The 12,959-nt window shown below is 70.7% G+C and carries 12 protein-coding genes; 5 read left to right on the plus strand and 7 right to left on the minus strand.

Features of this window, described 5'->3' with window-relative positions; translation table 11 throughout:
• Positions 1 to 34 precede the first annotated feature (34 nt).
• Genes ruvX through G3I78_RS40250 form a run of 4 tightly spaced genes read right to left on the minus strand, consistent with a single transcriptional unit; the run spans position 35 to position 3,947 of the window.
• Positions 35 to 499: a Holliday junction resolvase RuvX gene (ruvX, locus tag G3I78_RS40235; RefSeq protein WP_164434221.1), complete on the minus strand. Its 465-nt coding sequence runs from the start codon at positions 497 to 499 to the stop codon at positions 35 to 37.
• A complete protein-coding gene (gene alaS / locus G3I78_RS40240) occupies positions 499 to 3,171 on the minus strand; it encodes an alanine--tRNA ligase (protein ID WP_164434223.1) in 2,673 nt (890 codons plus the stop codon). Before alaS ends, ruvX begins: the two co-directional genes overlap by 1 nt.
• The gene (locus G3I78_RS40245; RefSeq protein WP_164434225.1) at positions 3,171 to 3,512 is read right to left on the minus strand and encodes a hypothetical protein; all 342 of its coding nucleotides are present in this window, start codon (positions 3,510 to 3,512) and stop codon (positions 3,171 to 3,173) included. The genes alaS and G3I78_RS40245 overlap by 1 nt, the downstream gene beginning before the upstream one ends.
• 9 nt (positions 3,513 to 3,521) lie before the next feature.
• Positions 3,522 to 3,947 carry a DUF948 domain-containing protein gene (locus tag G3I78_RS40250; protein WP_164434227.1) on the minus strand — a complete coding sequence of 142 codons (426 nt, stop codon included), beginning with the start codon at positions 3,945 to 3,947 and terminating at the stop codon, positions 3,522 to 3,524.
• 149 nt (positions 3,948 to 4,096) lie between these two features.
• Between G3I78_RS40250 and G3I78_RS40255 the strand changes: the two genes are divergently transcribed.
• Positions 4,097 to 6,274 carry an AAA family ATPase gene (locus G3I78_RS40255; protein WP_164434230.1) on the plus strand — a complete coding sequence of 726 codons (2,178 nt, stop codon included), beginning with the start codon at positions 4,097 to 4,099 and terminating at the stop codon, positions 6,272 to 6,274.
• Between the two features lie 23 nt (positions 6,275 to 6,297).
• Here G3I78_RS40255 and rpsD read toward each other — a convergent pair whose 3' ends face one another.
• From rpsD to G3I78_RS40270, 3 genes are all read right to left on the minus strand, one after another.
• Positions 6,298 to 6,912 (minus strand): 30S ribosomal protein S4, encoded by a 615-nt coding sequence (rpsD, locus tag G3I78_RS40260; protein ID WP_164434238.1) that lies wholly within the window; start codon positions 6,910 to 6,912, stop codon positions 6,298 to 6,300.
• A 298-nt stretch (positions 6,913 to 7,210) separates the two neighbouring features.
• Positions 7,211 to 8,566, minus strand: a complete 1,356-nt coding sequence (locus tag G3I78_RS40265) for a replication-associated recombination protein A (protein WP_164434241.1) — start codon at positions 8,564 to 8,566, stop codon at positions 7,211 to 7,213.
• A gap of 35 nt (positions 8,567 to 8,601) precedes the next feature.
• Positions 8,602 to 9,264 carry a vitamin K epoxide reductase family protein gene (locus tag G3I78_RS40270; RefSeq protein WP_164434243.1) on the minus strand — a complete coding sequence of 221 codons (663 nt, stop codon included), beginning with the start codon at positions 9,262 to 9,264 and terminating at the stop codon, positions 8,602 to 8,604.
• 145 nt (positions 9,265 to 9,409) lie between these two features.
• Here G3I78_RS40270 and G3I78_RS40275 point away from each other — a divergent pair, with 145 nt between their 5' ends.
• The 4 genes from G3I78_RS40275 to G3I78_RS40290 are packed head-to-tail and all read left to right on the plus strand — an operon-like array spanning position 9,410 to position 12,940.
• Entirely contained in the window at positions 9,410 to 10,276 is an 867-nt protein-coding gene (locus G3I78_RS40275; RefSeq protein ID WP_164434245.1) for an ABC transporter ATP-binding protein, read from the plus strand.
• Positions 10,273 to 11,118 carry an ABC transporter permease gene (locus G3I78_RS40280; protein ID WP_164434247.1) on the plus strand — a complete coding sequence of 282 codons (846 nt, stop codon included), beginning with the start codon at positions 10,273 to 10,275 and terminating at the stop codon, positions 11,116 to 11,118. Before G3I78_RS40275 ends, G3I78_RS40280 begins: the two co-directional genes overlap by 4 nt.
• Positions 11,115 to 12,317 (plus strand): sensor histidine kinase, encoded by a 1,203-nt coding sequence (locus G3I78_RS40285; protein WP_164434249.1) that lies wholly within the window; start codon positions 11,115 to 11,117, stop codon positions 12,315 to 12,317. The genes G3I78_RS40280 and G3I78_RS40285 overlap by 4 nt, the downstream gene beginning before the upstream one ends.
• Positions 12,314 to 12,940, plus strand: coding sequence for a response regulator transcription factor (locus tag G3I78_RS40290; RefSeq protein WP_164434252.1), 627 nt, complete (start codon positions 12,314 to 12,316; stop codon positions 12,938 to 12,940). Before G3I78_RS40285 ends, G3I78_RS40290 begins: the two co-directional genes overlap by 4 nt.
• Positions 12,941 to 12,959: the final 19 nt, after the last annotated feature.

Below are 12,959 nucleotides of genomic sequence, written 5' to 3' on the forward strand. Positions count from 1 at the left end.
TCGCCGCATCGCGCGGAACGTTACCGTATCGCGATCAGATGACCACTTCGACGCCCTCGCCGGGTGCTTTACCTGACACCCGTTCGGATTCCAGTGCCTGCTGAAGGATGATCACAGCGGCTGCCTGGTCAATGACCGATCTGCCCTTTTTTGATTTCACTCCCGACGCGCGCAGTCCCTGACTGGCCGTCACCGTCGTCATCCGTTCGTCGACGAGCCGGACCGGTACCGGTGCGATCCCCCGGGCGAGTTCCTGGGCGAAACCGCGGACCTTGACCGCGGCCGGCCCCTCGCCCCCCTTGAGGGAGCGCGGGAGGCCGACGACGACCTCGATCGGTTCGTACTCCTCGACCAGCTGCTTCAACCGGCGCTGAGCTGCGGGAACGTCCCGTCCAGGAACCGTCTCCACCGGAGTGGCGAGGATCCCGTCGGGGTCGCACGAGGCGACCCCGATCCGGGCGTCCCCGACGTCGATCGCGAGTCGACGGCCTCTGCGCATTACTTTGCCGTCTCCCCGACCAGGCGCTCCACCGCGTCCACGGCCTCGCCGACCGCGGCCGGGTTCTGGCCGCCGCCCTGGGCGACGTCCGGCTTGCCGCCACCGCCGCCGCCGAGGGTCTTGGCGGCGGTGCGAACCAGGTCGCCCGCCTTGAGACCGCGCTCGCGGGCGGCCTCGTTGGTGGCGATGACCGTCAGCGGCTTGCCGTTGTTGACGGTGAAGAGGGCGACCACGGCGGCGCGCCCGCCCTGGATCCGGCCGCGCACGTCGAGGACCAGCTTGCGCAGGTCGTCCGGGGTCGTACCGTCCGGCACCTGACCGGTGACGACGGCGACACCGCGGACGTCCTTGGCGGACTCCACCAGACCGGCGGCAGCCTGCAGGACCTTCTCCGCACGGAACTTCTCGATCTCCTTCTCGGCGTCCTTCAGCTTGCCGAGCATGGCGGAGACCTTCTCCGGAAGCTCCTCGGGGCGGCCCTTGATCAGCTCCTGGAGCTGGGCGACCACGGTGTGCTCACGGGCGAGGAAGTTGTAGGCGTCGACACCGACGAGCGCCTCGATACGGCGGACACCGGAGCCGATCGACGACTCGCCGAGCAGCTTGACCAGGCCGAGCTGCGAGGTGTTGTGCACGTGGGTGCCGCCGCACAGCTCCTTGGAGAAGTCGCCGATGGTCACCACGCGGACCCGCTCGCCGTACTTCTCGCCGAACTCGGCGATGGCGCCCTGCTTCTTGGCCTCGTCGATGCCCATGACATCGGCGCGGACGTCGAGGTCGCGGGCGAGCACCTCGTTGATCTTCTGCTCGACGTCGGTCATCACGGCCGTGGGAACGGCGGACGGGGAGCCGAAGTCGAAGCGGAACCGGCCGGGCTGGTTCTCGGAACCGGCCTGGGCCGCCGTCGGGCCGAGCGCGTCCCGCAGCGCCTGGTGGGTGAGGTGGGTGGCCGAGTGGGCGCGGGCGATGGCGGTGCGTCGGCGGCCGTCGATCGAGGCGTGGGCCTTGGCCCCGACCGTCACCTCGCCGAACTGGACGACGCCCTTGTGGACGTAGACGCCCGGGACCGGCTTCTGGCAGTCGCGGATCTCGATGACGGCACCGGAGTCGACCTTGATCTTGCCGGTGTCGCCGATCTGGCCGCCGCCCTCGGCGTAGAACGGCGTGCGGTCCAGGACGATCTCTACCTCGTCGCCCTCGGTGGCGGCCGGGGATGAGGCGCCGTCGACGAGGATGCCGACGATCGTGGACTCGCCCTCGGTGTCGCTGTAGCCGATGAACTCGGTCTCGCCGGTCCGGTCGGCGATCTCCCGGTAGGCACCGGCGCCGGCGTGCCCGGTCTTCTTGGCCTGGGCGTCCGCCTTGGCGCGCTCCCGCTGCTCCTTCATCAGACGGCGGAAGCCGTCCTCGTCCACGGAGAGGCCCTGCTCGGCGGCCATCTCCAGGGTGAGGTCGATCGGGAAGCCCCAGGTGTCGTGGAGCAGGAACGCCTTGTCGCCGGCGAGGACCGTGCCACCGGCGGCCTTGGTCTCGGTGACGGCGGTGTCGAGGATGTTGGTGCCGCCCTTGAGGGCCTTGAGGAAGGCGTTCTCCTCGGCGACGGCGACCTTCTCGATGCGCTCGCGGTCGGTGACCAGCTCCGGGTACTGCTGGCCCATCATCGCGATCACGGTGTCGATCAGGTCGAGGACGACCGGACCGGTGGCACCGAGCAGGCGCATGTTGCGGATGGCGCGGCGCATGATGCGGCGCAGGACATAACCGCGGCCCTCGTTGCCGGGGGTGACGCCGTCACCGATGAGCATCACCGAGGTGCGCATGTGGTCGGTGACGACCCGCAGCGAGACATCCGAGCCGTGGGCCGCGCCGTAGTGGACCCCGGTCAGCTCGGTGGCCTTCTTGATGACGGCCATCGAGGTGTCGATCTCGTACATGTTCTGCACGCCCTGCAGGATCATCGCGAGGCGCTCGAGACCGAGGCCGGTGTCGATGTTCTTGCTGGGGAGCTCGCCGAGGATCTCGAAGTTGTCCTTGCCGATGCCCTCGCCGCGCTCGTACTGCATGAAGACGAGGTTCCAGATCTCCACGTACCGCTCGTCGTTGACGGCGGGGCCGCCCTCGACACCGAACTCGGGGCCGCGGTCGTAGTTGATCTCGGAACAGGGGCCGCAGGGTCCGGGGACGCCCATGGACCAGTAGTTGTCCTTCATGCCGAGGCGCTGGATGCGCTCCTTCGGCACGCCGACGACGTCGTGCCAGATGCGCTCGGCCTCGTCGTCGTCCTTGTAGACGGTGATCCACAGACGGTCGGCCTCCAGGCCGTAACCGCCCTTGTCCTGGGGGCTGGTGAGCAGCTCCCAGGCGTATTTGATGGCGCCTTCCTTGAAGTAGTCGCCGAAGGAGAAGTTGCCGCACATCTGGAAGAACGTGCCGTGCCGCGTGGTCTTGCCGACCTCTTCGATGTCCGGCGTGCGCACGCACTTCTGGACGCTGGTGGCGCGGTCGAAGGGCGGCTTGACCTCACCCAGGAAGTAGGGCTTGAAGGGCACCATGCCGGCCGGGACCAGGAGCAGAGTCGGGTCGTCCGCGATGAGCGACGCCGAAGGGACGACGGTGTGCCCGCGCTCCTCGAAGAAGCTCAGCCAGCGGCGGCGAATCTCGGCCGACTCCATCAGTGGTCCTCATTCCGGTTGTACGGGTGCGTCTTGTACGACTTCGTCGTGTACGTCGTGTTCTCGATGGCGGCGATGCGCCGGGGTGCGGGCAGTTCGGGGCTCTCGTCGATACCGAGGGCGTCCGTCAGCTCGGCCTCCCGCTGGGCCATGTTGTCGCGGACGTCGAGCGCGAAGCCGACCGCGCGGTCCTTCAGGCGGGCACCCGACTCGATCGCCTTGTTGGCCGCGGCGACGGCGAGGTTCTCGGGGGTCAGCTGCCTGAGCTTGCGATTGACCTTGGTGGTGGCCCAGACACCGGCGGCCACGCCCGTGCTGAACCAGAAAGTACGGCGGAACATCTGTGAGCCTCAGTCCCTCTTCCCGCGGCCCCGGGAAACCGCCCGGCCCACGATCACGGTACGTCGGGAGGCCTTCGCGGGCACGTCGTCCTTGCGGCCGCCGAGTGCGCGGCGCACGCCGTAGCCGAAGGCCGCGACCTTGACCAGGGGGCCGCCGAAGGTGGAGGCGACGGTCGTGGACAGCGCGGAGGCGTTCGACGTGACCTCCTGGACGTCCGAGGCGATCGCGTCGACCCGCTCGATCTGCGTCTGCGCCGAGCGCACCGCGGTGGAGGCGTCGGCCAGCAGCGGCACGGCCTGGTCGGTCACGTCCGCGACGAGCTTGGTGGTCGCCTTGAGCGTCTGGGCCAGCCTCGCCAGCGCGACGGCGAGGAAGGAGACCAGGATCGCCCAGAAGACGGCCACCAGGATCCCGGCAACCTCTCCACCGGACACCTGACACCTGCTCTCATAAACACCTGTTGATATCGGTGCCGAGCCTATCGCGCCGGGGACGGCGCTCCGCACCGGATTAGCCCCGCGCGCACCCGGGCCGTCCGCTCCGATTGTACGGACTGAACACGCTTCAGTACGCTCCGTGTCCCATGCGCAGTCATCAGCCGGGCGGCACCGAGGCGAACGGCAATCTCCCCCTGGAACTCGACGGGTTCGTGGGTCGCCGCGCCGAACTCTCCGGCCTCGCGCGGGCGCTGGACACCGCGCGGCTGGTGACGGTGACCGGGCCCGGCGGGATCGGCAAGTCGCGGCTGGCGGCACGGGTGGCCGGCGGCCGGTGCGCGCCGCCCGACGGGGTGTGGCGCGTGGAGCTGGCCGCCGTACGCGATCCGGAGTTCGTCGACCACGCGCTGGTGGAGTCGCTGGGGCTGACGGACCACACCGCGAGGCCGCCGCGCGAGACACTGCTCGCGCGTCTCGCCGGGCGCCGGACGCTGTTGGTGCTCGACGGTTTCGAGCACCTGGTGGACGCGTGCGCTCCGCTGGTCGTCGACCTGCTGGGGCGGGTTCCGGGTCTCGTGGTGCTGGCGGTCGGGCGCAGGGCGCTGTCCGTGGCGGGCGAGCGGGTGTTCGCGCTGGGGCCGCTCGGTGAGGGCGAGGCCGTGGAACTGTTCGAGGAGCGGGCCGGGCGGCACGGGGTGACGCTCGGGGACGATCCGCACGTACGGGAGTTGTGCCGGCGCCTGGACGGCATCCCGCTGGCGATCGAGCTGGCCGCGGGGCGGCTGGGGGCGCTGTCGCCCGGGCAGCTGCTGGAGCGGCTCGACGACCGGTTCCGGCTGCTGACCGGCGGCGGGCGGGACGCGCTCCCCCGGCACCGGACGCTGCGCACGGCGATCGGCTGGAGCCATGAACTGTGCACGCCCGAGGAGCGGTTGCTGTGGGCACGGCTGTCCGTGTTCGCCGGGCCGTTCGACCTGGAGGCCGCCGAATACGTGTGCGGCGGCGAGGGGCTGCACTCCGACGACGTCCTCGACGTGCTGTCCGCGCTGCTCGCCCAGTCCGTGGTGGCCCGCGAGGAGACCGCGACCGGTGTGCGCTACCGGATGCTCGACACGGTCCGGGCGTACGGCGCCGACTGGCTGGAGGCGGCCGGCGACGCGGTCCGGCTGCGCCGACGGCACCGCGACTGGTACGTCGGCCTGGCGACCTGGTGCGAGCTGGACTGGTTCTCGCCGCGCCAGAACGAGGTGGCCGCACGCGTGGAGGCCGAGCTGCCGAACCTGCGCTGCGCCCTGGAGTACTGCCTCACCGAACCGGACGGCGCCGACCTCGCCCGGCATCTCGCGGGCTCCCTCTGGTTCTGCTGGGTCGGCTGCGGGCGTCTCGCCGAGGGCCGGCACTGGCTGGAGCGCAGTGTGGAGCTGGAGCCCGGCGACGAGCACTCGCGGCTCAAGGCCCTGTGGGTGCTCGGCTATGTGGCGGTCCTCCAGGGCGACACGGTGCCCGCGCTGGCGGCGCTCCAGGAGTGCCGGGAGGAGGCGGAGCGGTCCGCGAACCCGACGGCGGTGGCCTACGCCGAGCACCGCACCGGCTGTCTCGCGCTCGTCTCGGACGACATGCCCCGCGCGGAGAGACTGCTGCGCTCGGCACTGTCGCGCTACCAGGAGATCGGCGAGCTCAACAGCAATGTGCTGATGGGCCAGGTCGAGCTGGCGATGGCCCGGGCGTTCCTCGGCGAACTGCCGGACGCGGTGCGGCTGTGCGAGGACGTGCGCCGGGTGTGCGAGGACCACGGCGAGCGCTGGGCCCGCTCGTACGCGCTGTACGTCCTTGCCTACGCGGCCTGGAGCGAGGGCGATCCGGCACGCGCGCGCGTTCTCCTCACCGACGCGCTGACCTGCGCGCACGCCTTCCACGACCTGCTCGGCTCGGTCCTGTCGATCGAGTTGCTCGCCCTGGTCACGGTGACCGAGGGGGACGCGGACGAGGCGGCGGTGCTCCAGGGCGCGGCGGCCTCGATGTGGCCCTCGGTGGGTCTGCCGCTGTTCGGCTCGGCGTACTACAACGCCCCGCACGAGCGGTGCGAGGAGCGGGCCCGGGAGCGGCTGGGCGACGAGCGGTACGAGGACGCCGTACGACACGGGGCCCGGCTGGGCCGGGACGCGGCGGTGTCCCGGGCGCCGGGGCGGGCGGGGCGGACGCAGGCTCCTGAGGCGCTGCCCGCGCCGCGGGGGCCGGTGCGGCGCACGACCGCGAGTCTGCCCCCTGACATGCACGAACCCGCCGCCTCGCCCACCCGGAAGGGCGGGGAGACGGCGGGCTGAGTGGTGCTACCGCCTGCTGGTGATCAGCGGGCGTAGTACTCGACGACGAGCTGCTCGTCGCAGATCACCGGGATCTCCTTGCGGTTCGGCTCACGGTCCAGGCGGAACGCCAGGGCGCCGAGGTTCACCTGGAGGTAGCGCGGGGTCTCGCCGTCGGGGGCGAAGCCACCGGCGCGGGAGACCTCGAACAGCGGCTTGCTGCGGCTGCGCTCGCGGACCATCACGACGTCGTCGGGCTTGACGCGGAAGGACGGCTTGTCGACCTTCTGGCCGTTGACCTCGATGTGGCCGTGGACGACCATCTGGCGGGCCTGGTAGATCGTGCGGGCGATGCCCGAACGCAGGACCAGCGCGTCGAGACGGCGCTCGAGCTCGATGATCAGGGCCTCACCGGTCTTGCCCTGGACCTTGGAGGCACGCTCGTAGGCGCGGACGAGCTGACGCTCGGACACGTCGTACTGCGCACGCAGACGCTGCTTCTCGAGCAGACGGACCTTGTAGTCCGAGTTCTGCTTGCGGCCACGGCCGTGCTCACCCGGCGGGTAGGGACGGGCCTCGAAGTACTTGACGGCCTTCGGGGTCAGCGCGATGCCGAGGGCACGCGACTTCTTGACCTTGGGGCGGGACTGGTTCGCCACTGCTTCTCATTTCCTGGTTGTCGGCTCGTCAGGGTGTTGAGGGAGGTCGCATCCGCAGCCGGGGAAACCCTCCGGGTCCGCGAGGGACCTGGTGGGCAGCCGCTCCCCTGGTCTGGGCACATATGTGCAGCACGCGAGTGACCCACCGACCGGTCTCCCCCTGGGGCGAGTGGTGGTGGGTTGCCCGCGACACCGTGCGAACGGTGCGCGACGCTCCTGGAACCCCCTGAGGGGTTCCGGCTGACCGTCCCGTTCTGACTGCACGGGACACAGCACTTCGAGGGATTCTACAGGCTGCTCAGGACCGCTTACGACCGAGGTGCTGCCGGGTCCACTCCACCGCGTCCGCGTACCGCGCCTCGGCGCCGTGCCGGGTGGGTGTGTAGTACTCCCGGTCCTTGAGCTCCTCCGGGGCGTACTGCTGGGCGGCGATGCCTTCGGGCAGGTCGTGCGGGTAGACGTACCCCTGTGCGTGCCCGAGCTTGGCCGCGCCCTTGTAGTGCCCGTCCCGCAGGTGCATCGGCACGGGTCCCGCGTGTCCCTTGCGTACGTCCTCCATGGCGGCGCCGATCGCCGTGGTCGCGGCGTTGGACTTCGGTGCCAGGGCGAGGGCGATGGTGGCGTGGCTGAGCGTCAGCGCGGCCTCGGGGAAGCCGATCATGGCGACGGCCTGGGCGGCGGCGACGGCTATGGGCAGCGCGTTCGGGTCCGCGAGGCCGATGTCCTCGCTGGCGGAGATCATCAGGCGGCGGGCGATGAAGCGGGGGTCCTCGCCGGCCTCGATCATGCGGGCCAGGTAGTGCAGGGCCGCGTCGACGTCCGAGCCCCTGATCGACTTGATGAGGGCGCTGGCGACGTCGTAGTGCTGGTCGCCGTCGCGGTCGTACTTCACGGCCGCGCGGTCGACCGTCTCCTCCAGGGTGGTGAGGGAGATCTCCGACTCGCCCTTGTCGAGCGCGGCCCCGGCGGCGGCCTCCAGGGCGGTCAGGGCGCGGCGGGCGTCTCCGCCGGCGATCCGCAGGAGGTGGGCCTCGGTGTCCTCGGGGAGGGTGACGGCGTCCTTCAGGCCGCGCTCGTCGCTCAGCGCCCGCTTCAGGAGCCCTCTGAGGTCGTCGTCCGTGAGGGGTTCCAGGGTCAGCAGCAGGGAGCGGGACAGCAGCGGGGAGATCACCGAGAAGTACGGGTTCTCGGTGGTGGCCGCGATCAGGGTCACCCAGCGGTTCTCGACCGCGGGCAGCAGGGAGTCCTGCTGGGCCTTGCTGAAGCGGTGGATCTCGTCGAGGAAGAGGACGGTCTCCTTGCCGAAGCCTCCGGTGGCGCGGCGGGCGCCGTCGATGACCGCGCGGACCTCCTTGACGCCCGCGGTGATCGCGGAGAGCTCCACGAAGCGCTTGTTCGTCGCCTTGGAGACGACGTACGCCAGGGTGGTCTTGCCGGTGCCGGGCGGGCCCCAGAGGATCACCGAGGAGGGCCCGGCGGGGCCGCCGCTGCCCTCGCCGACCAGTCGGCGCAGCGGCGAGCCCGGTTTGAGCAGGTGCTGCTGGCCCACCACCTCGTCGAGGGTGCGCGGGCGCATCCGGACCGCCAGGGGGCTGCCGGCCGGGTCCTTCTCCTGGCGCTCTTCCGCCGCGGCGGTGAACAGATCGGGCTCCACGGTGGAAACCCTAGTTCACGGCACTGACAACGCCGTCAGGCCCAGAGGCTGGAGCCCCAGCGGGTCAGGATCAGCATCGCGATGACACCGCAGTGGGTGACCGGCAGGACCCAGGTGAACTCGGAGAGGAACCGCTTGAGCCAGCCCGGCGACGGCAGGAAGTCGTTGCGGATGTTGAACGAGGTGACGTACCAGAACATGGTGATCGTGGCGACCCAGGCCAGCGAGCACCACAGGCACAGCGCGTTGATCCGGTACAGCGACTGGAACTGCAGCCAGGTGACGAAGCACACGCCGAAGAGCGTGCCGAAGTTGAAGGTGAGCCAGTACCAGCGCGGGAAGGTGGCGCGGGTCAGCAGGCTCATGCCGACGCAGATGACGATGCCGTAGCAGACGAGACCGAGCATCGGGTTGGGGAACCCGAAGGCGGCGGCCTGCTTGCTCTCCATCACGCTGCCGCAGGAGACGATCGGGTTGAGGGAGCAGCTCGGGGTGAACGTCTTGCCGCTCACCTTGCCCTCGAGGATCTTGAACTTGTCGATCGTGATGACCCACGCGGCGAGCAGTCCGGCCGCGCCGGTGATCACCAGCATCAGGGCGAAGGCACGGCTGCCTCCCACCGACCGGGGAGCGCCGCCGGCATCCGCCGACGAGGACTCGGGTTCGGTGGAGACGTCTTTGACAGTGGTCTTGCTCATCACGCCGATTCCGTCTGCTTGAGAGTTGGACCTTCTTCGGGCAGGGCCATTGTGCCGTACACCGGGGTCTGTCCACCGTTCGGTGGACATAAGGAAGTACGCACGGTCGTCCCTGAGCGTTCGGTTCCGGCCGAGGCTCGGGGGCATGACCACACACGCGAACGAACTCGCGGTGGACGTTCGAGGGCTGCGCAAGCAGTACGGGGACGTGACCGCGGTCGACGGAATCGATCTCGGAATCCGCCGGGGCGAGGTCTTCGGCCTGCTCGGGCCCAATGGCGCGGGCAAGAGCACCACCGTGGAGATCCTCCAGGGCAACCGCGACCGGGACGCGGGCGAGGTGTCCGTGCTCGGTTCGGACCCGGCGAAGGGCACGCGCGCGTGGCGATCCCGTGTAGGGATCGTCTGGCAGGACGAATCCGCGCCCGCGGAGTTGACGGTCGCGGAGACCGTACGTCATTTCGCCCGCTACTACCCGAGGCCGCGGGACCCGGAGGAGGTCATCGGCCTGGTGGGTCTCCGGGCCAAGAAGGACAGCCGGATCAAGGCGCTCTCGGGCGGTCAGCGACGGCGTCTGGACGTGGCGCTAGGGGTGATCGGCGGCCCCGAGCTGCTGCTCCTGGACGAGCCGACGACCGGTTTCGACCCGGCGGCCCGGCGCCAGTTCTGGGACCTGATCCGCAAGCTGTCCGACGAGGGCACGACGATCCTGCTCACCACGCACTACCTGGAGGAGGCCGAGGCGCTGGCCGACCGGCTCGCCGTGATCTCCCGGGGCCGCGTCGTCGCCGAGGACGAGCCGGCCGCGCTGCGGGAGCGGTACGGCACGGGCGCCACCGTCGAGTGGACCGAGCCGGACGGCGCCCCGCGCGCGGAGCACACGGACACCCCGACCAGGACGGTCGCCGAGCTGATGCGCCGCTTCGACGGCGAGATCCCGGGGCTCCAGGTCACCCGCCCCACGCTGGAGGACGTCTACCTCCGGCTCACCGGACAGGAGGACGCGCGATGACGACGACCGCGGTACGGACCCGGACCGGCGCCCGCGCCGAGCGGCTGCCCGGTGCCTGGGGGCTCGGCCTGCGGCGGGGCGCCCTGGAGATCCGGCAGTTCTTCCGGCAGCGCGACCAGGTGGTGTTCACCTTCGCCTTCCCGGTGGTCTTCCTGTTCCTGTTCGCGTCGATCTTCAGGGACGACGTGGAGGGGGCCGGCATCAAGGCCTCGCAGCTGTACGTCCCGGCGATGATGGCCGCCGGCATCATGTCGACGAGCTTCCAGTCGCTCGGCATCTCGATCGCCATCGAGCGGGACGAGAAGGTGCTGCGCCGGCTGCGCGGCACGCCGATGCCGCCGGCGTCGTACTTTCTCGGGAAGATCTGGCTGGTTCTGGTCACCGGGCTCATGGAGACGGCGATCTTGCTGCTCGTCGGGACGACCCTGTACGACGTCGACCTGCCGTCGGAGCCCGGCAAGTGGTTCGCCTTCGCCTGGATCTTCGTGCTCGGTCTGACGGCGTGCGCGCTGCTCGGCATCGCGATCAGCTCGGTGCCCAAGTCCAGCAAGAGCGCGAGTTCCGTGGTCGTCCTGCCGTTCCTGGTCCTGCAGTTCATCTCCGGGGTGTACATCGCGATCGACACCATCCCGGGCTGGATGCTGAACATCGGCGCGCTGTTCCCGCTGAAGTGGATGTGCCAGGGGCTGCGCGGGGTGTTCCTGCCGGACTCGGCGCGGGTCCTGGAGCAGGCGGGCGACTGGGAGTTCGGGCGTATCGCCCTGGTGCTGGGGGCGTGGTGCGTCGGAGGATTGCTGCTGTGTCTGCTGACCTTCCGGTGGAAGAACCGGCGCGACGGATGAGCGGTCCGGCCAACGCGGGCGGCGCCTACACCTGGGACCGCTCGTTCCGGATCTGGGACACCTACTTCGCGCTGATCTGGCTGGTCACCCTGGCGTTCGTGCTCGGCACGGGCCGGCCGGGGTGGCCGGTCCGGGTCACCGCGGCGGCGCTGCTGGTGCCGCTGATCCCGCTGTTCGTGTGGGTGGGACGTCCGCTGCTGAAGGGCGATCCGCCGCCCGAGCGCCGGTCCCTCGGCTATCTCGGCACCGTGACCGCCCTGTTCCTGCCGTCGGCGATCCTGGTCGGCGAGACCCGGCTGATGGCCTTCGCGCTCGTGCCCCAGTGCTTCATGACCCTGCGGATGCGCTGGGCGATCACCACGGTGGCGGTGATCAACCTGGCGCCGGTCGTGGGCTGGGCGCTGCTGTGGCGGCCGGGCGACCAGGACGTCTTCTTCAACGGCATGTTCGCCGTCGTCACCCTCGTCTTCTCGGTGGCCTTGGGCACCTGGGTGGTCCGGATCATCGAACAGAGCCAGGAGCGGGCCGCGTTGATCGCGGAGCTGGACGCGAGCCGGCACGAGGTGTGGCGGCTGTCGGCGGCGCACGGGGCGCTGGCGGAGCGGGAGCGGATGGCCCGGGAGATCCACGACACCCTCGCGCAGGGCTTCACCAGTCTGCTGATGCTGGTCCAGGCCGTCGAGGCCGAGCTGGACCACGATCTGCCGCAGGCCCGCCGTCATCTGGCCCTGATGGACGAGACGGCCCGCCTGAACCTCGCCGAGGCACGGGCCCTGGTCGCCGACGGCACGCCCGCCGACCTGGACGGTGCGACGCTGCCGGACGCGCTGCGCCGGCTGGCGGCCCGGCAGTCCGCGTCGCTGGAGGTGACCGGCTCGGTACGGCCGCTGCCCGCCGGGCCGGAGGTGGCGGCACTGCGCGCCTGCCAGGAGGCACTGTCCAACTGCCGTAAGCACGCCGGGAGTTCGGCGACCGTGCACATCGCCCTCGCGTACTCCGACCAGGCCCTCACGCTGTCCGTGCAGGACGACGGCTGCGGCTTCGACCCGGAGGCCGTGCGCGGCGGCTACGGTCTGCCGGGGCTGCGGGCCCGCGTCACCGAGGGCGGCGGGACGGCCGAGGTCGGCAGCGTGCCGGGCGAGGGCACGACGATCACCCTACGGCTGCCCGTCCCACCCCCGAGGAGCTGCCCACCATGATCCGGATCATCCTTGCCGACGACCATCCCGTCGTACGCGAGGGCCTGCGGGCGATGCTGAGCGCCGAGCCCGATCTCGACGTGGTCGCCGACGCGTCGAACGGCCCGCGGGCCGAGGCCCTGGCGGCCGAACTCCGGCCGGACATCGTGCTGATGGACCTGCGGATGCCGGGTGGCGGGGGCGTGGAGTCGATCGTGCGGATGTCGGAGGCCGGCCTGCCCTGCCGGGTGATCGTCCTGACGACGTACGAGACGGACCGGGACATCCTGCGGGCCGTGGAGGCGGGGGCGGCGGGCTATCTCCTGAAGGACCTGCCCCGCGGCCAGCTGGCGGAGGCGATACGCCGGGCGGCGCGCGGTGAGACGGTGCTGGCCCCGTCGGTCGCGGCACGCCTGGTCGACCAGCTGCGCGTCAAGCCGGAGCGGCCCCGTCTGTCGTCCCGCGAGACGGCGGTGCTCCGGCTGGTGGCCGAGGGCTGCACCAACGCGGAGATCGGACGTCGGCTCTTCATCGGGGAGTCGACGGTCAAGACCCACTTGCTACGCATCTTCGGGAAACTCGACGTCGATGACCGAACCGCCGCGGTGACCCACGCCATGCGGCACGGCCTGCTCGACCCCTGACCGAACCCGCCGCATGTCG

Origin of the sequence: Streptomyces sp. SID13726 (assembly GCF_010548375.1) — a bacterium.
Lineage (GTDB): Bacteria > Actinomycetota > Actinomycetes > Streptomycetales > Streptomycetaceae > Streptomyces.

What these genes read in the sequence shown, in the direction of transcription:
- ruvX (WP_164434221.1), bottom strand. Translation starts at nt 499, where the DNA reads ATGCGCAGAGGCCGTCGACTCGCGATCGACGTCGGGGACGCCCGGATC.
- alaS (WP_164434223.1), bottom strand. Translation starts at nt 3,171, where the DNA reads ATGGAGTCGGCCGAGATTCGCCGCCGCTGGCTGAGCTTCTTCGAGGAG.
- G3I78_RS40245 (WP_164434225.1), bottom strand. Translation starts at nt 3,512, where the DNA reads ATGTTCCGCCGTACTTTCTGGTTCAGCACGGGCGTGGCCGCCGGTGTC.
- G3I78_RS40255 (WP_164434230.1), top strand. Translation starts at nt 4,097, where the DNA reads ATGCGCAGTCATCAGCCGGGCGGCACCGAGGCGAACGGCAATCTCCCC.
- G3I78_RS40270 (WP_164434243.1), bottom strand. Translation starts at nt 9,264, where the DNA reads ATGAGCAAGACCACTGTCAAAGACGTCTCCACCGAACCCGAGTCCTCG.
- G3I78_RS40275 (WP_164434245.1), top strand. Translation starts at nt 9,410, where the DNA reads ATGACCACACACGCGAACGAACTCGCGGTGGACGTTCGAGGGCTGCGC.
- G3I78_RS40280 (WP_164434247.1), top strand. Translation starts at nt 10,273, where the DNA reads ATGACGACGACCGCGGTACGGACCCGGACCGGCGCCCGCGCCGAGCGG.
- G3I78_RS40285 (WP_164434249.1), top strand. Translation starts at nt 11,115, where the DNA reads ATGAGCGGTCCGGCCAACGCGGGCGGCGCCTACACCTGGGACCGCTCG.
- G3I78_RS40290 (WP_164434252.1), top strand. Translation starts at nt 12,314, where the DNA reads ATGATCCGGATCATCCTTGCCGACGACCATCCCGTCGTACGCGAGGGC.